Below are 21083 nucleotides of genomic sequence, written 5' to 3'. Positions count from 1 at the left end.
TTTAATCATACTCTGATCCACACAACCTGTTATTTGCCATCTCCCTTTACTATCGGAGAAACATCTTGAAAATGCCCCGAACAGCAAGTAGCCTGACGATACAGGAAAGCCACTTATTCCGGTAATCGGGGTGAGATATTGATGGAGAAAGGCTGTGACCGATTTCATCGACTACTATTTACGGGGGAGGAGAAGGGCCGATGTTTAGTTTTAATATCCAATACAGTTCCGCCGATGATCTTTTTCAGGCCAAACAAAAACTCGGTGAGTATGTCCCGCAACATCTTCTCATTCAGGTCTTCTCCGGCAATCCGGCGGAGGACTACGTCGCAGAGCTGCTTGGTCAGTTGACCAAGATTTTCCCAGGCGTCCCGATACTGGGCGCCACTACTGCCGGCGAGATCATGGACGGTGCCTCCCTTGAGAAGACAACGGTCATCAATTTCTCCCGGTTCGACAAGACTACGGTGCAAACTGCCTTCATCGATCAGAATGACGACATGCACGATGCTGGTCGTCGCCTAGGGCTTGCCCTCGCCCGGAAGGATTGCCGATTAGCCATTGTCTTTGGTTGCGGAATCAAGGACGGCGGGGCAGTCAACGGCGAACCGCTGCTTGCCGGCTTTCAGGAGGCGTGCCCGACCTTGGTCATCAGCGGTGGTCAAGCGGGGGATAACGGACTGGCCAAACAGACCTTTGTCTTCACCGAACACGGCCATACCGGCAAAGGAGCCGCCGCCGCCGTCCTGTCCGGTGACTCCCTGAGGGTCGGTACCGACTACAATCTCAGCTGGGTACCACTCGGCAAAAAAATGACCATCACTGCCGCCACCGGAACCTGCATCCACACCATCGACAATCGACCGGCCAAGGACTTGTATTCCCATTATCTTGGAGAGCATATCGCCGGGCGCCTGCCCCAATCCGCAGCCGAATTTCCTCTGGTGGTGCGACGCCATGGCGTGCTTCTGGCGCGACATGCCAATCGGGTTTTGCCGGACGGCTCCCTGGAGTTCATGGCACCCTTCTACACCGGCGAAACGGTACAATTCTCCTTCTGCCATTCAGGTCTGGTTGCGGAATCGGCCAGGGCGACCTTCAGCCGGTTCGCCTCCAGTCCCTGCGATGTGGTTTTTATCTATTCCTGTCTCAGTCGCAAATGGGTGCTGGGTGAAGACAGCAAGCTGGAGCTGCAGCCCTTGGCCGGTCTCGCGCCCACCGCCGGGTTTTTCTGCTACGGTGAGTATTTTCGCAACGAAGACGACAATATGTTCCTGAGCCAGACCATGACCGTTCTGACTTTAGCCGAAGACGGCGTCGGTCGCGCCGACACCGAACCGGTGCAGTCCCTGGAAGTGCAGGATTACCGAAGCAAACAGGTCCAGGACCTGCAGGCGCTGCACCGTCTCGTCGAAACCTCGGCGGAGGAAAGGGAGGCAGTCATCAAGGAATTGCAGGAGGCCTTGAACGAAATCAAGACCCTGCGCGGATTTATTCCGATCTGTGCCAACTGCAAGAACATTCGCGACGACAAGGGCTATTGGCAGAAGATCGAGAAGTATATCCAGGACAATACCGAGGCGCAATTCAGCCATGGCGTCTGCCCGGATTGCATGGAGAAGCTCTATCCTGAAATCATGGAAAAGATCCGTCGTGACAAGGCGGCCGCGGGGGACAAGACCCCGGCGGTTTAACCCAATCTAAACGATACCCCGTGACATGCCGATCCGCCGGCCTTCTTCCATTTCCCATTGGATTCCGTATTTATCGATCCAATAGAAAAAGGTGATGGGAAAACCGTCAAGTTTGACCGGTCGGTAGGCGGCATCGGTATTGATCATGGTGACACCTTCCTGACCACGGAGGTAGTCGAAGACCTCTCGGCAGTTGGCGACTTCCAGGGCGATATGCCGCACGCCCCCAACGTCGTAGGTCTTCGGTTGCGGCGGCAGACTCTGGTTGCCCTTTGGGGCGTGGTAGGCCATCAGCTCAAGATAGATCTCGGCCTGGGGATGTTTGAGGAAGCGGACGTCGACATTGACGCCTCCTTTTAAAATTCCAGCATCCAGGGCAAAAGGTTCCATTACGACACCGGCATAATCCATCTTGTTGCCGTCTTGGTCGAAGGCCTGCTGAAAACCGAGAACCCGCCCGTAGAATTCGCTGGCCTCCTGGATGTCGGGAACAACTACGTTGATGTGGGATTGACCGACTACGAAGGCAGCCATATCGTGGGTGCAGATCCGCTCAAGCAGGAACGCCGGGCAGCTTTCGGCGATGCCCACACAGTAGTTGACCGTCCGTCCGCAGGTGATGGAATCGTTGCAGACGAGATAGGGTTTGGTCTTGCCCGGTGCGGTATCGTCCGGACCATATTGGATGGTCGCCTGCCAGGAACGGGCAGAAAAAAGTTCGGGACGGATGACGTAGCCGGCGGCAACCAGATCGAAGGGGTTGAAACCCTTGGCGCCGAAGACCACCTCCCATTCGGTGATCCAGCCAAGAGAATGTTCGGCCAGGAAATGCCCCACCTTGTTTGCCTTGCCGATGCGCGACAGATCCCCCAAGCGGATCCACATCTGACGGCAGGCTTCGTAGGGAACGAGGGCCAACGTGAGTTTCGATTGCAGCAGCACCTCGAAGGCCTGCGGGTCGAACTCGAAGTTCAGGTCGCGGAAAGGCTTGGGTTGATGGTGGCCGGAGATGAAATGTTCGTCCAGATTTCTGCGGCCGGCGACGAGGACGATTTCGTCGATACCTGCGGCGGCTTCTGGGTATTTGAGGAGCAGGGTGGCGATATTGGTGGCCGCTCCGATAGCAAGGATGGTCAAGCGGTTGTTTTTTAGCAAATCCGCCAACTTCTCGACCGCCTCGTTGGTCGGCGTTTGGGCAAGATCCTTGGGAAGCCGGGCGGCCGCCCCCTGATAGACGGATACGCTGTTCGGTCCATACTTGCCAAGAAAATCGCGGGCGATCCCGGTGGAAACGCGGATTTCGTCGGTGTTGCCCAAGGTGGAGCTGACACCGATCACCTCCACCTGCTCGGAGCGAAGCAAGGCGGTAAGGGCATATCCGTCATCGACATCGCAGTAGCTGAACAGGCCCGATTTATGACCGATGGTGATATCAGTGTCCACCCACACCAATTTCTGCTGCCAAATCTTTTCCATTCCTTTTCCTCCTAAAGGTTATTGCTGGCTGTGGCGTTCAAGCAGACCAGCTAATCGACCAAGATCCGTGCCGTACTCCTGAAAATCTGCCGTAAAGAACCATGATTCGGGATATCCTTTTTGAAATTAACCATTTAACTCAACCATCAAGGGAATGCACCCCTTGCAGCAAATCGCGGTACTTACCGATTATAGGGCCGAAGAAAGGAAAAAGGCAAGAACGGACGAATACGATACGGTATTGAATTCGATAAGAATTCGCGGTGTTAAAGGCAGGCGGATACAGGCGAAGAAACCGGGTCGTCCGGTAAGCTGGCGGAAAAAGAACGATTAATTGTACTCTGACCGAAATATCTGCAGAGGTAACCTGCCGCTGAAACTGAACTTCCGAGTCCAGTAAAACACTGCTCTCGGGAGCGAGGCTGATGCCCTTGTTATGCTTTCTTGTTTATCTTTTCCAGAAACAGTAAAGTCAGTTTTTGCGAAATTATTTTACTATAAAAAACCCGGTAACCATTCTTCTCATATATATGCAGGTTTCTCTTGCTCATTTCGCCTGTGAATAATTCATATCGCTCTGCGTGCTGAAATTGACATTCTGCTGCACGTAAAAGTTTTGTGCCTATGCCAAGATTTTGATAGTCAGGATGTACAATCAATTTGCCTATATAACACGTTCCTTTTTCCAGATAGCATCGAACTGAACCAATAATTCTCTTTTCGAGTTTAAACTTCAAAATTACCTGATGATTAAACTCAGAAATGATATCATCGATGGTCTGATGCAAGGGCGGTATTGTAAAATCATCGATTAATTCAGCTTCACTTACATACGCAGTTTTTTGCAGGGCAAGTATTTCTTCAGCATCTTCGACGGTGGCTTTCTCAACGATACTTTCGTCTGGAAGTTGCATGCAATCTCTTTGGCAAACGGATGAATTTCTGTCCCTATTTCTGGGGTTCATTGATCAGACCAGACTGCGAGTTCGTTGGCAGCCAAGTCAGTGAAGTGAAAACGTCTGCCTCCCGGAAAAGAGAATATCTCTTTGGTCACCTTTCCGCCTGCATCGAGTATTTTCGAACGGGTAAGCTCCAAATTTTGGCTGTATACGACCACCAACGGTTTGCTCGGCCGATGCTGTGGATCAGCATTGAAACCGCTACTAAGCCCGCTACTTTTTGTATCTATATAGTCTTCCCCCCAGCCTTTGAACGACCCCCAAATACATCACCGTAGAACCGCTTTACCGAAGCGATTTCTTTGACGTCCTGCGCCGGAAACTCAATAAAATCGATCTTGTTGGTTTCCTTAACCATCGTCGGCCTGAAATTGATGAAATGCGAAACGTCCGGTATAAGGCGCGGCGGCTTTTTGCCGTCGCCTTAATGCCGTTGTTGTGCGCCTCTATTTCTGCGAATTGACACTAATAAACCGCCCACTAATGCACAACCAAACCACCAAGCGATAGTCACCACCAATACATCTCCCCAAATGCTTCCATGAAACAGACTCCAACCCGAAGCCCACCCTGTCCACATTGCAAAATTTTCAAGTTGAAAGCCTATCTGGTATCCATGTCGCCTATGAAATATTGAGATAGCCAATGCGAAGAGTATGAGAACAATTAGCGCTATTAAGGATTCCCAATGTGTGCCGCTATTAAAAATTGGGCGTAAGGATCGTGTTACTAAACCGAATACGAAACTGCCAATGATAATAAATAATGGCCGCCAAAAGGTGCGCGAGTTTCTTTTAAAAGAAGATGGAGAAACTTCTGCTTGAAGTACTTCGATAGGTGCTTGCGTCGGTTTTACCTCTGTTGACAGGGTCTTCCGAGCATCCATATATTCCTTGAGATATACGGCTCCAAAAGCAGAAATAATCGAGCAAATGCCTGAGATAAGAGCTGAAGCAACATTTGAATCCATTATGATCACCTCTTTGCTATTCTAAAAGCACAACGCTACCCGTAACCAGAGGGCCACCGAGCTAGCCCGTCAGGCCGCAAACATTCTTCCCGTCTGAGTTAATGGGATTGTTATTTTAAATATTGACACTGCTCTGGTGAACAAATATCAATGAACGAGCTGAGGGTCAGGTCTTGTTTTTTGATATCATGGGTTCTGCAAATTTCAAGACCCGACCCTATTCCTCCGCAGACGCGAGCGAAACGAGTCGAGCTGAAAGGCATGGTAATATAGATACTATTCTATTTTGCAATCACCTTTAGGAATCGCGGCCAATTGCTCTAATAGCTTATGGCCTTTTTTGGTTAAGCCGAAATATTCATCTGGCCCAATTTGATCGCTAACATGTATTAATTCTAGTGTTTTTAATTGAAAAATTATTTTCCTAAATACAGATGACGATACACTAAAATCATATATTCTTTCATCGCTGTATTGGGCTTCAAGTTTTATTCTTTCTTTTTCCTCAATTAACTCGACAAATTTTAATTGCAAATATCTTTCCTTATTAAAAATTGAACCACCAACGAAGTAGAAAATTTGATCCCAAGTAAATCTAGAAAATTTAATTTCATCCCCAATTTTCTTGAAACCGCCAGTTGAAGGATCAAGTTTTTTTCTAATGAAATTGAATTTGATATCAACAGTATCGTTGCCGCTTGAATAATTTTCGAATTTTGAATCAATTTTCTTCTCTAGTTCTGCTATTTGACTTTTAAGGTTATCATTTTCTTTTTTGAGTTTGAATAAATCTTCAGAAGATGGTAGTTCTTTTAAAACCTTTCCTTTTACCCAGCCTTCAGCAGGATATTGTTTCTTTAATTGCGTTATGCTTCTGCTAACCTTTGCTCCTAAATCTGATGGCGAATCATAAAATTTACAAAGCTTCGTTTTAACCAAATTTTTAAATGATTCTAATTTCTTTGTTTTCTCAGTATCAGTTTCGCAAAATTTGTGAGGAATTTCTTCAGCTTTATTCCTGATAAAACCAATTGTGGGGATATCATTTTCCAAAGCAAACCGATATTCCATTTCAGTGTAACTATAGCCTGTAGCTGGTGAAATAGTGCCATATCGGCCACCAACCATAACAATGTAATAATCTGATTCTAGTATTACCTTTTTAATCCAATCCCATTGAGTATCATTCGCCGCCGGGAAAAGTTCCATACCTGCAGGCATACATTCAAGCTCTAAAAGCGCTTGCATCACCTCATTTCTCTCTAGCTCTAAATCAAGGTATGTGGAGCTAATAAAAACCTGATATCTTTTTTCAATTTGCATTCAAATGCTCCAAAAAATAGATAACGGTAAAATCACCAGCTTGTCTGGTGAATTTTATTGTTGAAAATTCGCAAAGTGGCCCTCGTTCCACTCCAAAATTGTAAAACTAATAAACGAGAAAATATTATTGTTTTTGTCATCAATGTGATAAATTTTTTCAAGAAACTTTCCATAGTCTTATTCTCTCATAGATAAATCTAAAGCATCAATAATTAGATTTTCATTTGTCCCTAACTTTATCCGTAATTCTTCTATCGCTTTATCATGATCTAAGGAGGTTTCTTTACGGTAATTTTTTGGTTCAGTTATTGCCAAGTAACCTTCACATATTCCCAATATTCTCGCAACCTTAATGGGGTAAGACGAGCTTTCAGGATATTTCCCTAGAATTTGAGTATGCTGATAGGCTGAATTTGCAATTTCTTCGTCTCCACAAATTTGTCTAATCAACCCACGAGCACGGTCCGGATGATTAAATATGTAACTATTATCCATTGGGGATTCTAATCTCTCATCACCGAAAATCAAAGAATCAGGAAAACAGAAATGTGTATAACATATTGCCAAAGAAGATACCTTGATTGCTCTAAGCTCATTTTTTGTACAACCTAACCTTTCACCCACCTTTAAGGCCACGTTATATAATTTGTAAACATTTACCTTTTCATTATCATACTTAGATTGTAATAATCGAAGTACCTCAAGAAGGAAACGTTCAGGTGCATCACTCCGATCTCTATTTAATTGGCTGCTAATAGCGCATGCGCCAGTAAAAGCAGTTAGAAAAAACAAATGTTGAATTTTATCAAATGAAATATTGTTATTAAGGTGGTGCCTCTTGTCTGCAATTATTATTCCTATAACTGTTTTACCTGAGAATACAGGGGAAACAACAAAGTCACTATTAATTCCAAAATGAATCGCTAGGTGAGTTTTTCTAAATGAGTCGTCTTTTCCACCTTTATTGCCTTGGATATTATTAATTGATTGAACAACAACACTGTTTTCGATATCTTTCAATAGAATATGGGGGCATATCTTGCATTGGGTAGTAATGTGGTTACTTTGAATACCACTTAGCCAATTGGGACTCTGATAATATTCTGACATATTGTCAATATCTTTACTATTTTGCCAATCGTGGCCAGCTTCTTCTTCAGTAATCGGTCCTATTCCAAGCTCGAATTTTAAAGTATTATCAATTAAGCTAAGATATATAGCCCGAGAATACCCTAATCCAGGTCCAGAGGTGGTGCCGATCAACGCTTTACCTAAAATCTCATCTTTATTTCCTGATTTCAACATATCCACACAAAGAGTCTGAATATCATTCAAACTCTTAGTTTTCTTTTCCCCTGTGTTTATTTCTTCATTTTTTGCGCTGAAAGATTTGGCCCTGTCTACAGCTAGAAATGCAATTTGAGCTGCCAACTGCCCTTGTAAAATATTTAATTGGGATAAACGAACATTATGCCCTGGTTGGTCTACCAAAACAAAACCGAGCAAGGCATCATCACTTTTTATTGGTATTATTAAGCCACGTTCTAATTTAAACTTCACCGCAATTTCCATAATATTGGGGTTCTTTGAGGCTGGATAACAATATTCCTCCCAATCTAAACAACCAGTGATTTTGACACCCACTTTAAGATCTCTCTTTCGATTTATAATATCTATTTCTGATGGGCATTCGGAAAAAAAACGCTTTACCTCATTTGATATAGATTCTGTAAACTCCGTTACAATACTTCCAGATGGATTATTAATATCCGATTGTGCTACTATCCCAAGTATATTACTATTATTTATATCAAATCTTAAAATTCTTGCACTTTCCGCCTTGTACATCTTTCTGAAAAATTCTGAACTTGTTATTAGAACGTCTTCTTCTGTCTGAAGACGTAGTACTTCTGTTGCAAAAAATGCAGTATATACTTGTGGCGTTACATCTTTTACAAATTTTACAGCAGCGATGACATGACCATTTTCGTCATAACAAGGTGTTGCACTTGCATCAGAAAACGAAATTTCTTCTGCGGTTGGATGCCCTAATGGCGAAATGTTCTTTGTTAGGCTCCTACTGTGTTTTGCTTTATTGTCTAAGATTTTTTCAGCAGGACACCATGGACAAACACTCGTTCTTTCCAGTGTATAGGACTGAAATTCTTCTCTACAACTATTATTATTTGTTTTTGCATTAGGTGTTAGTCGTTGCTGGGCGGCATTTAAATTTAATATCTGCATATCACTCCCTGGTCTTGTGAGATTGCAGCTTTTCTGACCAATGAATGAAATACCTTCTGGAGAATGTTCAAACAAAGCGAGCAACATGTTCTCTTGGAGTTTGCGGTTAATTGTATTCCATAAAAGAAAGAGAACTACTATCGGTAAGAATAGCAATTTCGGCATTAACACTAGTGTCATTTCAATCAATTCATTTATTAAATTAGTTGAGTTCAATGATTGATAACCAATAATACCTGTACCGACTGTAAATGATATGCCAACACTTATTATTCCAAAAAGACTTTTCTTTAATGGTACATAAATTGCTGACCAAACAAGGGGGATAAAATACATTATTGGGATTTCAGATCTTGGATTATTAGCAAGTACATAAAATGCAGTAATGAATGAAATATCGAAGAATACAGCTACCGATGTGAATTTGCCCCAGTTCTTTTCCGATGCCTCGGTTTGATTATTTAGAGAATGAAATTTCTTATGCGTGAAAAACAAGTAAATTATAAAAAATATTAATATGATATAGAAATCGTAATTTGTATAAAGAGTCAAGCCCTTATCGCCATCCTTGTCCTCATGTAATATAAATCTAACAAGCAATGCTAAAGGCATAATCCAACGCAAGAAGAAAAATAAATACTCGATTTCTATTTTTATGGAGTTATCGGAAAGTAAAGTTAGTAAAGGATTTTTGCGTAAATCATGAAAGAGAATTCTTGCCAGTCTTTTTATTTTTATCGAAGTGATACCCTGGGCTGAATACGGTGACATTATAGCTCCTCTTTTTCTATAATTTTTCATTAAGGGCGTCGACATCTAACTTATTCGACCAAGAAATGGAATCTAATCCTGACTCTCAAAGAAAGGAAAGAGCCAAACGAGAACTTTGCGCCTTTCCAATGAAAATCAAACCCAGCAAAAAACTCGACGACTGCGGGCAACGAAACATGACCGGCACAATAGCCAAAAAGCAAGCAGAAATTGGAGCATAGCGATGGGAAACCTTGCCCTGGATATGAATTTACATTGTTGATCTGGATTTTTCGGCTTTCGAACTAATAAACGCCCTATTTACCACCCACGGCTATTGTAACCAGAGTTCACCAATGAACTTGTCGTATAGTGGCACCAACGTTCATGCGGTCTGATTGATAATTTTGTTAGCCCTCAAGAGCTTTATCAAAGGCACGCTTAAGCAAACGAGGTAGTTCCCTTGCTATCATATGGATTTCCTTGTTGTTCTCGTATTGATCCCGCATGATAGGATGATCAAAGGATAATTCCAGAATACGATAGAAGCCTTCTAATGCGCTTTGTTTGTCCTCTTTTGAAGCAGGAGATTTTAAAATGGTGATTGCTTCCATACCAGACTCATACGCCCATGGAAAATCTTGGCGGATCAGCGCCAGTGTCATTTGAATGCCAACATAGCCATTCATACTCATTGCAGTAGAATGCATTACTTCCTCGATCATCATCGGATGAATTCGCCTAGGATTTCTCCCCTTAAATGGGTTCGGACGATCCAACCTATCCAATATTTCTTTTACAATTTGACGGGTTTCCTCTAGCTGCGATCCAAACGCACCATCAGGATTCCTAATTAACTTCTGGTTGCTTCGTGAAAGTTCTAATATTTCTTCCAGGATCTCCTGCGAATCTGGTGAAGCAATATGCTCTTGTTTTTCAGGATTCAAGTCAGGTACTACCTGCTGTTTAAGTCCTTCTAGGTCTTTTTCGAGTGTTGGATACCAAACATTGAAGGCCTTCCCGAGACGCTCATCCGATAATCCATTTTCGCCGCACGCCTTATTTAACGTTTTCACAAGTTTTTGAATGTCATCTTTTTCAAAAATTGTGGATTGGAACTGGAGAATAGGTCCATCTACTTCAGAACGTTTGATATCAAATAGAAATGGACTAACGAATGATTTGTCCATAGTCTTTGATAATGCACCTGCTTCAAAAGTAAGCCAAGGCGCATTAATATTTTCTCTTGTGACACAAAGAATGCCGAATGTTGAGTCCTCAAGCTCCTTCGCGATATCTGTACTCCACCGTGCTCCTTTATCAATATCTTCGGAGGACACGTAGGGAGTGATTTCTTGGATTACTGATGGCAACCAATCCCTAAATACCATCGCAATTTTATGACTTCTGGTTCCAGACCAGCTAAGAAATACCTTCATTTTTTCTCCTTGTTCAAAATGGTAACATTATGATCACCGGCTCACCCGGTGCATTATATTGTTAGTGCAGTATATATTGCCTGTCCCTTCATTTATCATTTTGGTATCTGTCCCAACCTACTGAGCTATCAATAAATATATGCACCAGGATCTTTGCTTAGTTCACCAACGAACTTTGCTGCCGTAATTGGTGAAAAGGAAAGACGACGACGGAGTTGCTCAGAGAAACAATTCTTATACCTAACTTTCATATCTTCACATTCTTGAGAAGGTTCATTAAAAACAGGATCGATCACGATCACTTTTTCTAAACCTTTATTTGGTCCAAGAGCCGCCTTAATAAAGAATTGCATATAGATGTCAGTTGTTGGTAAGCTATACCCAATAAAAACAACATTCTTGGCATTTCTTAGTTCAGTAAGCGCTCTTCCCCAAATTTCTTCACCTGCGGGACTAGCAGACTTGTTTGATATAGGCGGCAATATATATGGGTTCTCCACTACTTCACATGGATTTTGATTATGCTCGCTTGTTATTGGCCTTGAGAAATTCAGAGACCCATGCAACTTAAGTATATCGATATTCAAGTGTTTGCCCCCCTGCACCTCTTTCGGAATGACCTTTGTTCCATGTACATACGAGTGTTCTGGTAACTGATATTGACATGGCTCAATTGCACCATAGAAGTTTGGCGAGTTTTTATACGAATAATTCAAGTGGAAGCTGTCAAAAGGACAACGGTTTTTAGAGGGGTTATAAATCTTGTTAATTAAAACCTGAAAAAGACTTCGCTCTAGGACCAGATCATAATTGAAAGTAATAAGGCAAGGAAAGTCCATGCCAGTATTATATGCCTTAAAGAGCGCTTGCCAAAAACGGCGGTACATTGCAGGTCCAGTATCAACAATTGTAAAACCTGATTTTTTTTCAATCGGTGGTCCTGGGTGCTTAACCGCGCAAGTTAGCTCAATAGTTCTCGAGATCGCTTGTATAAACGCATCAAGATTCGCACGAGGTTTCCTTAGGCCAGTAGTTCCCATTACGCTAAAGGCCAGCATAGAAAGGATATCCTCAATGTTCCTGTCGTCAAAAGAGATTCGCCCATGGTAGCCATCCATCGAGTCGCGAATATCTAAGGCTTTGTCAAACAGCTTCCTATCATTTCCAGAAAGCTTACCTGTAGTTTTATCTCTTTCAGCAGCAATCAAAAGCATCCTTTCTATGAATCTTCCGAGGAGAGGAATACCTGCGTCGAAAGAAAATCCAGCTCCAAGAATGAATACCGTGTTTGCCATTTTTAAATACCCAACGAAAGAAGTTAACCGGGCCAATCGGAGACCGGAAGATGAACAGAGACATGAATATTGCCAGTGTCGGTTGGGTCCGAGTTGAACGTGGGGTTCGTCCGATATTCAAACATTTGGGCCGATCAAGTATTTACAAATGCCAGGGACCCATTGCCAAGGATCACCTGGGCACCGGTCCCAGGTGAGGTCCGGGTTATCGCTCTTAGCCTTCATGAACCAGAAAAACAGTTTGTTGTCATCCCAGGTTCGACGTTCCTCAGCTGGGACGCGCCGAAGCTCATCTCGAACCGCCTGCTCGAATTCTGCCTTTTTCATGGGCTATCTCCAGAGGACTAACGAGTCTGTAGAAAAACCCCGAAAACGAGCTTTTTGTGACTCGTAACTACTTGATATCATATAAGCCAATTCATCAAGAATTGCCTTTTTCTACAGACTCAACAAGGTATTAACTGGACGGAACCTTCCAGCCAACACCCATAAAAGTGATATTAACTAGAAAAGCAAAATACGCGCCTATCTTCTTGTATTTTTCATGCAATATCAAAAGTTCAACAAGTTATTCTATAGTCCTCTATCTCCGAGCCTAACGCTTCTATACAACGCATTCAGGAGGATGCAGGTCGTCTACTAACTGCATATACCACAAGGGCATAAGTTTCGTACGAGCAGACAAGCTGCTCAACTCAGCTATAACATGCAGAAAACAGGTGGTACCTATACCTATATAACCACAGGGCCCTGCTTCCACGTGCTATTGCAAACAACCTCTCTCCTTTTAACAACGATCAGGGTGTTCCTATCGAAGACTGCCATTTTTTCATAAAATAGTTGCGGTATTACTGGGATTTTTCCCTGAACGATAAACCCTCATTCACTTGGAAATCTTCGGTTCTTGTCTTTATCAAAAAACTAGGCAAAATCAATCAACCTGAAATGTTGCGGCTGCAAGCGCAAAAGGCCATCGAACTATTCTGGAAGATGCAGCTTCCCAGCGATACTCGCCAAATTATGAAAATCAGCAGAACAACAACTTGATAAAAGAGGAAGGCACACTTTTTCATAACAAAGAAAGCGGGTGAACTCAAGGACAATTAGATGCGCGGAAGGGAAAAGTCATAATCCAGGCAACCGGCGAAAAGATGCCGGAAACCCCAAAATTGACTGGAGCCGACTGGCGGCGGGTAGAACTGAGTATGAAAGCAGGCTTCAATTGCGGCATGATTCAGTAAGAACCTTGGAGTCCCACATGTCATGCACCCGCAGTTTCCAAACATATGTAGAAAGGAAAGGCCCAAAGCTGCTTGGGGTGGATGATATCAAGCGTGAATGCATCCTGAAGAACCGCAAACGATGCTTGGGCACAATTGCCGCAGCGTGTGAAAGCCTCCTTGGCTTTCTCTGCCAGGATCTCGTCCCTTTTTTTGTCGGACACCGCAGAGCCTCTCATCCCTTGCGTACTACCATCGTCGAGAAATAATGGATTTCCCGGCCGACCGCCTCACGGACATTGGTCCAGATCTTCTGGTCTTCAAGGCTTGACCGTTCGACGAGTACCGCCTTGTCGGCAAGCCCCAACTCATCGAGCAAACCAACCAGGCGTTCCATGACCGTATGTACCTTCATAAACACCGCCACGTCACAGAGGTTCAGCAGTTCGCGGATGCGCTCGTTTTCAAAGGTCGCCGGAATGACCACCAGCCGCTCATCGCCCAGGCACAGCGGCACGGTGGCGGCGGCGGAAGAGGCACCAATGGCCGAGACCCCGGGAACAATTTCAACCCTGAAGGGCGAGCCGTATTCCTGAAGGGTTTCGCAGACATAGTAAGCGGTTGAATAGATGGCCGGATCGCCCAGGGTTGGGAACACCACATCCCGGCCTTCCTGGAGATGACTCATAATGGTCTTGGCCGCTTCCTGCCAGGCGCTTTTTACCTCGGGATCGGCCGGTTGGCCGCGGTGCACCTGTTTCATCGGGAAACGATGACTGAGGATAGTTTTCCCTTTCTGCTCCACGGCCCCCGAGGCGATCTTCAGGGCCATGCTGCCGCCGTTTTCAAAGGCCGATGGGACAAACCAGACGGGACATTTTTTGAGGATTGCCGCCGCCTTCAAAGTCATGAGCTGCGGATCTCCCGGCCCCACACCAACCACATAAAATGTTCCCTGCATTTTTTTACCTTCCTTCCAATGTTTCCGCTAAAGAGGAGTGCGGACGGCACTGCCGCTTACCACCCTCCTGGAGTGCACCACCAGGCTTAGCCGGTTGCCTGGCTACTGCAAAGTCAGACCGCCTTCCTTGGCGGCATCGGCAATATTCTCAACAAAGAGCGCGGCAAAGGCCGGATTCGACCCCAGTCCTTCCAGAACCGGCTGCACGGTAAAGCCCTCGGCCTGAAGTATCGATTTCCATGAATCCTTGTCCTCGCCCGCCATGTCATTGACTGCGTGGTCCCCGGCGGTGATCATAAAAGGCCGGAGTTGTATCTTCTTTGATTTGCCGGCCTTCATTGCCGGCAAGCGGTCGTCCAATGACGGAGTGCCCTCGACAACACCGATAAAGGTATCGACGTCCGAGTAGGCTGCCCGCATCTTTTTCTCGGTTTCGGCATAGATGCCAGTCGACCAGTTTTCGTTGCCATGCCCCATATAGAGGAGGCTCGCCCCCTCCTTGCGGGCCATTGCCACATCGCCGGCAAGAGACCTGACAACCCGGTCGATATCGTCGGAATAGCTGTACCGGTCACCGGGCATGCCAAGAGCTGGCCGCCCCATTATAACCCTATCAAAGGGCTGCCATTTGGCCTTGAGGGTCTTGATCGAACCGAGGGCGCTGACATAGCTAGTCAGGTCGTATGATTGTTCCATATAGAACATATGGGTGGGCTGAACGATGATATTGCGGTAACCGTCTTCCTGCAGATCACCCATGGCCTGGATGATGTTTTTGACATGGAGAATCTCGGATGGGATGCCCTGGGCCAGCCATTTGTCGGCCTCGGCGCGGCGCTTTTTCCATACGGAACGGACCATATTCGAGGTAAAGGTGATCCGCACCTCCGTTTTCGGATAGGCCTTGCGCACCTGTTCGGTGATATTGTTGAGGGCTTTGACACCAGACGGTACGGTGGTGCCAAAACTGGCAAGAAGTATGGCGGTTTTTGCCTCGGTAGGTGCATTACCCGAGGCAATGGCAGACGTAGCGGCAACAACGGTGAAAAGGGCGACGACCAATACTCTGCTGGCCAGCGACAACATGGGTAATCCTCCTTGGTGCTCGTGATCCGGAGAATAAAAAAACCCGAATCACCATTGATGATCCGGGGAGTCCCTGTTGTCCTCGTATCGATTGCAGCATCCTTTCCACGGGATAAGCGACGAAACACCTCAGGCAGGTCTTCTGACTCCCGGATCAGCCAATCTTCCACACCTTCCCAGGATTGTCTCCCAGTGGCTCAACGTGGATTTGTACCCGGTTACAGCGGCGGGCCCGTCCTCGACTTACACGAGGTTCCCTTTTAAGCTTTTGCCCGTACCCCCCAATGCGGCGGACAAGAAAAGCGCCTGAAACGTGATGGCAAGTAAACAGGCAGCGGGCAAGAAAGTCAACTCTTTTCCCGGCAATTTGGCTTGGCGAGACCAACACCATAACCGCTCTTTTGCCCGAATCGCCTGTCGATAATATCTATTTGCTTTCTCCTTCACCGGGTGTAGTATCGCCCTGAATTATCAACCGCCCCGGCATTTCTTGACCGTAGAGAAGACGGTACCGGGAGCTGACCAGCAATTCCAACATCCTGTCCCAATCACCATGCACCAGGATCTCCTCGCAGAGCTTTGGCCGCAGATCATCCTGCCGATTGCCAGAATCGCCTTTTTTATCAGTATCGGTCTGTTTATCGCCAATTTCATCGAAAGCCTCAACTGGACCCACCGCTTGGCGGGGCTTGTCCGCCCTTTACTGCGAATGGGCCGGTTATCATCGATCACCGGCGCGAGCTTTTCCATTGCCTTCATCTCCGGCGTGTCCTCCAACACCATGCTCGCCGAGGCCTACGACCAGGGACGAATGGCCAAAACCGAGCTATACCTTGCCAACCTCTTCAACTCCCTGCCGCGCTTTTTTCTCCATCTGCCGACGGTTTTTTTCCTTACCGCGCCGATGATTAAAAGCGGTGCCTTCCTCTATGTCGGACTGACCTTTGCCGCAACCATTCTGCAGACTTTATTGGTGGTAGGCGGCGGTCGTTTACTCTTGCCGGGCAGTGATGGTGCCGCTTACACTGCCGCGCCCGGCGCAAAGCAAATCGGCTGGCGTGACGCCCTGGTCAAGAGCTTTAGACGCCTGAAAAAACGGATTGGCAAGGTGATGCTGTTCATGATCCCGGTGTATATCCTCTTTTTTCTTTTCAATAGATATGGTCTATTTACCCGGCTTGAGGAATACATCGCCGCCAATGCCTGGTTTTTGTCCTGGCTCAACCCACAGAGCCTGGGTATTGTAGTTTTGCATGTGACCACCGAGTTTTCCGCGGGACTCGCCGCTGCCAGCGTCCTCCTTGCTGAAAACAGTCTTACTACCAAGGAGGTGGTTCTGGCCCTTTTGGTCGGCAATATCCTTTCGACACCGATCAGGGCAATTCGCCACCAACTGCCCTATTACACTGGAATTTATGCACCGCAGCTGGCCGTGCAGCTGGTCGTTACCAGCCAGGTGGTGCGGGCGCTGTGTGTCGTCGTGGTGGCCTTTATGTATTATTTCCTTGCTTGATTTGCCCAATTCGGCTGCTATGCTTCGTCACTCGCAAAAGAAATTCATAGCCCTGACTCTCATTCTTGCCGCCGCAACGGCGGTGACGATTGTCGTCTCAACCGGCATGGGTTATATGGCGATCGATGCGGGGGGGATTCTCCGCGTTATCGGCGCCGAGGTTTTCGGCAATCCATCGCTGCTCGACGGTTTGGAAAAGACCGTGCCCTACGTGGTCATGGACGTCCGCCTGCCGCGCATCCTCACCGCCGCACTGGTTGGGGCGGGTCTGGCGATGAGCGGCGTCATCTACCAGGGCATTCTTCTGAACCCCCTTGCCGACCCGTATACCTTGGGGATTTCCAGCGGCGCCGCCTTCGGTGCCTCACTTGCCCTGCTTGCCAATGTCACCCTGTTCGGCCATTTTTCTACCCCGCTTTTCGCCTTTATCGGAGCGATCCTTACCCTGTTGACGGTCATGCGTCTTTCCACCTTCAACGGCCAGATCTCGGCCCAGACCCTCATTCTTTCCGGGGTCATCGCCTCGGCCATCCTTTCCGCCGGTATCAGTTTCTTGAAATACCTGGCCGACGAACAGGTGGCGATTATCATTTTCTGGCTGATGGGCAGTTTTGCCGCGAGCACCTGGAAGGGGGTGGCACTGGTGGGCTGTGCCGTGCTGTTCGGAGCGGCGATAACCCTGTATTACGGTCGCGACCTGAACATTATGAGCCTTGGCCGAAGGTCATCGGATGCCCTCGGTGTCGATACCGCCAAGGTTCGGAAGATCCTTCTCTTCACCGCCTCTCTCGTCACCGCGGTCTGCGTCGCTATCACCGGCATCATCGGCTTTATCGGCCTCATTGTCCCGCACCTCATGCGCTACCTTGTCGGCCCGGACAACCGCAAATTGCTGCCGGCCTCGGCCTTTGCCGGTGCCATCCTGCTCCTTGTCGCCGACACCGTAACCCGCGCCGTGCTGCCGACTGAGGTGCCGATTGGCGTCCTCACCGCGCTCATCGGCGGGCCGTTTTTCTGCGTCATCTTCCGCCAGAAACAGAAGGGCAGAAGCTATGAATAGCGATTATCTCTTTGAAATACAGGGATTATCCTTTGCCTACGCCAGCACACTGGCCGTAAACGACTTAAGTCTCAGCCTTGCTCCCGGCAAATTTTACGGCATCGTCGGACCCAACGGCTGCGGCAAAACGACCTTTCTCGACCTTCTCACCGGCTGCAAAAAACCGCAAACCGGTACTATCAACTACCGGTCGCAGCCGCTCCCCTCCTACAGCAAGCGAGATCTTGCCCGGCAGCTGGCCCTCGTCCCCCAGGAATTTGACACCGGTTTCGGCTTTACCGTCGAGGAAATCGTCATGATGGGCAGGCATCCGCATATCGACCGCTTCGCATCACCTTCCCAGGAAGACTGGCAGGCGGTTGACCGGGCCATGGCGGCAATCGGCATCAGCAAGCTGCGCGGCCGCTATACCAATACCCTCTCCGGTGGCCAAAAACAGCGGGCGGTGGTGGCGAGGGCCCTTGCCCAGGATACGCCGGTGCTGCTCTTTGACGAGGCGACGTCGAGCCTTGACGTCAAGTACACCCTGCAGATCTTCAATCTCGCCCGGCGCCTGGTCCGCGAAGAAGGCAGGACGATTATCGCCGTCATCCATAACCTCAACCTGGCGGCGGCCTATTGCGATTATCTGATTTTCATGAAGGACGGAAAATTGCAGCAGCACGGCCCCACCACCGAAACGATGACGGCGGCGACCATTGCCGAGGTCTTCGGAGTCGCGGCGCAGGTCTCAATAGACCCATATAATCAGGCACATCAGGTGAGTTTCCAATATTTTCAGTAAAGGTATGCCATGACCTCCCCGCCCAAAAGACATTTTGCCACTGCCCTGTTGCTCGCCCTCCTGTTCTGTCTCTGCCTGACGCAGCCTGTCCCGGCCAGCGGCACAACGGTGATCGACAGTTCAGGGCAAAAGCTGGAGATTACCCGGCCCTTTACCAGGATCATCTCCTTATATTCGGCCCATACCGAAAATCTCTGCAGCCTCGGCGCGGCTGACCTCCTGGTCGGCATCGGCAAGGGCGATGACTACCCGCCGGAGGTTCTCGGCAAACCAACCTTTTCCTACCGTGACGACCCGGAAAAATTCATTGCCGCCCGCCCCGACCTGGTGCTGGTGCGGCCGATGATCGAACGCTCCTACCCGGAATTTATCAATAAGCTGCGCCTGGCGGGCATTACGGTTGTCTCCTTACAACCGAATACTATTGAAGAGATCTTTGCCTACTGGCGAACTCTCGCTAGCCTCACCGGCCGCGAGCAACAGGCAGAGGAAATGATTACCGGCTTTACTGCCCGTCTAGCCGTGGTGCAGGCCCGCCTGCGGGATGTCCCGGCCAGCCAGCGACCGCGGGTGTTTTTCCAGTCGATTCACAGCAAGATGAAGACCTTTGCCGCCGACAGCATTGCCGTCTATGTCCTGGAACAGGCTGGCGGCATCAATCTCGCAGCCGACGCCGACCAGGTGCGGGAAACCAATATCGCCGCCTACGGCAAGGAGCGTCTTCTCAGTCGCGGCGGCGAGATCGATATCTTTCTTGCCCAGCAGGGCACGATGAATCCGGTTGAAGAGGCCACCATCCGCGACGAACCGGGTTTTCAGGCGATCAAGGCGGTGCGCGAGGGCCGAATTCTCCTCATCGCCGAGTCCCTGGTGTCCCGCCCTACCCTGCGCATCCTCAATGGCATTGAACAGCTCAACGCCGCCTTCTACCCAGAAGCAAAAGGCAAGGCGGCCGGCAAGCCATGAGCAACTCGACTGTCCCGTCATTTATCGTCTCCGGAACGTCCAGCGGCTCGGGCAAGACCACCGTGGCCCTTGGCCTGATGGCGGCGCTGCGGGCACGGGGCCTGCGCGTCCAGCCCTTTAAATGCGGCCCGGACTTCATCGACCCCGGCCTGCATCAGCTGGTCACCGGCACGGTGTCGCGCAACCTCGACCTGTGGATGTGCGGTGAGGCCTTCACCCGCGCAACCTTCCAGCGCCATAGTCGGGGCGCGGGCGTTGCCGTTATCGAGGGAGTCATGGGCATGTTCGACGGCGGCCTGTCGTCCTCCGGCATCCTCGCTAAGACCCTCAAGCTGCCGGGGATTCTCGTCCTCGACGTGCGCTCCATGGCCGAGAGCGCCGCGGCAATCGTCAAGGGTTTTGAGACCTTGCTGCCTGAGGCGGCGCCGAAGGGCGTGATTCTCAACCGCATCGCCAGCGACCGTCACCTGCAGCTGGTGCGGGAGGCCATTGAGGAACACTGCCAGGCCGAGGTCCTCGGCTACCTGCCGCGCACCCTGGAATTCTCCATCCCCAGCAGGCATTTAGGCCTTTTAACGAGCGACGAGGCACCGCTTAGCCCAGAGGCGATACAACTCCTCGCCGATACGGTTGCCCGGCATATCGACCTGGATAGAATTTTATCCCTCTGCGCCCAGGTCGAGATCAGGGCCGGTGATGATTTACCGGTTCCACCGGCACGACCATGCCGAATAGCAGTTGCCAGAGACCGGGCCTTCTGTTTTTATTACGAGGACAATCTCGACCTGCTGCGAAGAGCCGGGGCAGAGCTGATATTTTTTAGCCCGGTGATCGATGAAAAGCTTCCGGAGGGTATCGATGGTATGTATCTCGGCGGCGGCTACCCAGAACTCTATGCCGAACAGCTGAGTAAAAACGAAGCGATGCGCGAATCCATCCGTCAATGGATCGAGGGCGACGGGCCGGTCTACGCCGAATGCGGCGGCTTCATGTATCTGACCGAGGGTATTGTTGACGGCCAAGGGGCCTTCCATCCCATGGTCGGCGCCTTTCCGGTCCGGGCAAGGATGCAGGAGAAGCGGGCAAGCCTTGGCTACCGCGAGGTCCGCACCACAGCCCCCAGCTGTTTCGGGCCGGCGGGGACGGTCATGCGCGGCCATGAATTTCATTATTCGAACATCGACCCGATGCCCGCAGACATTGCCCGGATCTACGAGATAACCAGCGGCGCAGTGGGCAAAGAAGGCTACGCCTACCGCCGGGTCCTCGGCGGTTATATGCATCTCCATTTCGGCTTTGCGCCGCAGGTGGCGAGTGAATTTATCAATTATTGCCTGGAGTAA

At 48.5% G+C, this 21083-nt stretch carries 16 protein-coding genes and 1 riboswitch; of the genes, 6 read left to right on the top strand and 10 right to left on the bottom strand.

What is annotated here, in order from left to right:
* Positions 1-200: 200 nt before the first annotated feature.
* Positions 201-1694: an FIST C-terminal domain-containing protein gene (locus OEL83_10345; protein ID MDK9707438.1), complete on the top strand. Its 1494-nt coding sequence runs from the start codon at positions 201-203 to the stop codon at positions 1692-1694.
* A gap of 6 nt (positions 1695-1700) precedes the next feature.
* Here the strand turns inward: OEL83_10345 and OEL83_10340 are convergent, their stop codons facing one another.
* The 10 genes from OEL83_10340 to OEL83_10295 form a co-directional block, all read right to left on the bottom strand.
* Positions 1701-3170 carry a nucleoside hydrolase gene (locus tag OEL83_10340; protein ID MDK9707437.1) on the bottom strand — a complete coding sequence of 490 codons (1470 nt, stop codon included), beginning with the start codon at positions 3168-3170 and terminating at the stop codon, positions 1701-1703.
* A gap of 434 nt (positions 3171-3604) precedes the next feature.
* Positions 3605-4084, bottom strand: coding sequence for a GNAT family N-acetyltransferase (locus OEL83_10335; GenBank protein ID MDK9707436.1), 480 nt, complete (start codon positions 4082-4084; stop codon positions 3605-3607).
* A gap of 469 nt (positions 4085-4553) precedes the next feature.
* Positions 4554-5099, bottom strand: a complete 546-nt coding sequence (locus tag OEL83_10330; protein ID MDK9707435.1) for a hypothetical protein — start codon at positions 5097-5099, stop codon at positions 4554-4556.
* 276 nt (positions 5100-5375) lie between these two features.
* Positions 5376-6422, bottom strand: coding sequence for a DUF4062 domain-containing protein (locus OEL83_10325; protein MDK9707434.1), 1047 nt, complete (start codon positions 6420-6422; stop codon positions 5376-5378).
* A gap of 177 nt (positions 6423-6599) precedes the next feature.
* On the bottom strand, positions 6600-9437 hold the full coding sequence (locus tag OEL83_10320; GenBank protein MDK9707433.1) for a hypothetical protein: 2838 nt from the start codon (positions 9435-9437) through the stop codon (positions 6600-6602).
* A 389-nt stretch (positions 9438-9826) separates the two neighbouring features.
* Positions 9827-10855: a toll/interleukin-1 receptor domain-containing protein gene (locus OEL83_10315; protein MDK9707432.1), complete on the bottom strand. Its 1029-nt coding sequence runs from the start codon at positions 10853-10855 to the stop codon at positions 9827-9829.
* Between the two features lie 128 nt (positions 10856-10983).
* Complete coding sequence (locus OEL83_10310; protein MDK9707431.1) at positions 10984-12150, bottom strand: hypothetical protein; 1167 nt, start codon at positions 12148-12150, stop codon at positions 10984-10986.
* A 117-nt stretch (positions 12151-12267) separates the two neighbouring features.
* Positions 12268-12477: a hypothetical protein gene (locus tag OEL83_10305; protein MDK9707430.1), complete on the bottom strand. Its 210-nt coding sequence runs from the start codon at positions 12475-12477 to the stop codon at positions 12268-12270.
* A gap of 1128 nt (positions 12478-13605) precedes the next feature.
* Positions 13606-14331, bottom strand: a complete 726-nt coding sequence (cobI, locus tag OEL83_10300) for a precorrin-2 C(20)-methyltransferase (protein ID MDK9707429.1) — start codon at positions 14329-14331, stop codon at positions 13606-13608.
* A gap of 102 nt (positions 14332-14433) precedes the next feature.
* On the bottom strand, positions 14434-15417 hold the full coding sequence (locus OEL83_10295; protein MDK9707428.1) for a sirohydrochlorin cobaltochelatase: 984 nt from the start codon (positions 15415-15417) through the stop codon (positions 14434-14436).
* A gap of 114 nt (positions 15418-15531) precedes the next feature.
* Positions 15532-15742: riboswitch (cobalamin riboswitch) on the bottom strand.
* 165 nt (positions 15743-15907) lie between these two features.
* On the opposite strand from OEL83_10295, the gene OEL83_10290 reads away from it, so the two are divergent.
* From OEL83_10290 to OEL83_10270, 5 genes are read left to right on the top strand one after another with little or no spacing between them, the layout of a single operon-like run.
* Entirely contained in the window at positions 15908-16930 is a 1023-nt protein-coding gene (locus tag OEL83_10290; protein MDK9707427.1) for a hypothetical protein, read from the top strand.
* A gap of 19 nt (positions 16931-16949) precedes the next feature.
* Positions 16950-17990 (top strand): iron ABC transporter permease, encoded by a 1041-nt coding sequence (locus tag OEL83_10285; GenBank protein MDK9707426.1) that lies wholly within the window; start codon positions 16950-16952, stop codon positions 17988-17990.
* Positions 17983-18774: an ABC transporter ATP-binding protein gene (locus OEL83_10280; protein ID MDK9707425.1), complete on the top strand. Its 792-nt coding sequence runs from the start codon at positions 17983-17985 to the stop codon at positions 18772-18774. Before OEL83_10285 ends, OEL83_10280 begins: the two co-directional genes overlap by 8 nt.
* 9 nt (positions 18775-18783) lie before the next feature.
* Positions 18784-19740: an ABC transporter substrate-binding protein gene (locus OEL83_10275; protein MDK9707424.1), complete on the top strand. Its 957-nt coding sequence runs from the start codon at positions 18784-18786 to the stop codon at positions 19738-19740.
* Positions 19737-21083: a cobyrinate a,c-diamide synthase gene (locus OEL83_10270; GenBank protein ID MDK9707423.1), complete on the top strand. Its 1347-nt coding sequence runs from the start codon at positions 19737-19739 to the stop codon at positions 21081-21083. Before OEL83_10275 ends, OEL83_10270 begins: the two co-directional genes overlap by 4 nt.

Source organism: Desulforhopalus sp. (assembly GCA_030247675.1).
Lineage (GTDB): Bacteria > Desulfobacterota > Desulfobulbia > Desulfobulbales > Desulfocapsaceae > Desulforhopalus_A.
Note: the sequence above shows the minus strand (reverse complement) of the source record. Positions and strands in the feature narration are given on the sequence as shown.

Excerpts from the sequence above, each read along its gene's own strand:
- OEL83_10345 (MDK9707438.1), top strand. The coding sequence starts at position 201 with ATGTTTAGTTTTAATATCCAATACAGTTCCGCCGATGATCTTTTTCAG.
- OEL83_10340 (MDK9707437.1), bottom strand. The coding sequence starts at position 3,170 with ATGGAAAAGATTTGGCAGCAGAAATTGGTGTGGGTGGACACTGATATC.
- OEL83_10335 (MDK9707436.1), bottom strand. The coding sequence starts at position 4,084 with ATGCAACTTCCAGACGAAAGTATCGTTGAGAAAGCCACCGTCGAAGAT.
- OEL83_10330 (MDK9707435.1), bottom strand. The coding sequence starts at position 5,099 with ATGGATTCAAATGTTGCTTCAGCTCTTATCTCAGGCATTTGCTCGATT.
- OEL83_10325 (MDK9707434.1), bottom strand. The coding sequence starts at position 6,422 with ATGCAAATTGAAAAAAGATATCAGGTTTTTATTAGCTCCACATACCTT.
- OEL83_10320 (MDK9707433.1), bottom strand. The coding sequence starts at position 9,437 with ATGTCACCGTATTCAGCCCAGGGTATCACTTCGATAAAAATAAAAAGA.
- OEL83_10315 (MDK9707432.1), bottom strand. The coding sequence starts at position 10,855 with ATGAAGGTATTTCTTAGCTGGTCTGGAACCAGAAGTCATAAAATTGCG.
- OEL83_10310 (MDK9707431.1), bottom strand. The coding sequence starts at position 12,150 with ATGGCAAACACGGTATTCATTCTTGGAGCTGGATTTTCTTTCGACGCA.
- OEL83_10305 (MDK9707430.1), bottom strand. The coding sequence starts at position 12,477 with ATGAAAAAGGCAGAATTCGAGCAGGCGGTTCGAGATGAGCTTCGGCGC.
- cobI (MDK9707429.1), bottom strand. The coding sequence starts at position 14,331 with ATGCAGGGAACATTTTATGTGGTTGGTGTGGGGCCGGGAGATCCGCAG.
- OEL83_10295 (MDK9707428.1), bottom strand. The coding sequence starts at position 15,417 with ATGTTGTCGCTGGCCAGCAGAGTATTGGTCGTCGCCCTTTTCACCGTT.
- OEL83_10285 (MDK9707426.1), top strand. The coding sequence starts at position 16,950 with ATGCTTCGTCACTCGCAAAAGAAATTCATAGCCCTGACTCTCATTCTT.
- OEL83_10280 (MDK9707425.1), top strand. The coding sequence starts at position 17,983 with ATGAATAGCGATTATCTCTTTGAAATACAGGGATTATCCTTTGCCTAC.
- OEL83_10275 (MDK9707424.1), top strand. The coding sequence starts at position 18,784 with ATGACCTCCCCGCCCAAAAGACATTTTGCCACTGCCCTGTTGCTCGCC.
- OEL83_10270 (MDK9707423.1), top strand. The coding sequence starts at position 19,737 with ATGAGCAACTCGACTGTCCCGTCATTTATCGTCTCCGGAACGTCCAGC.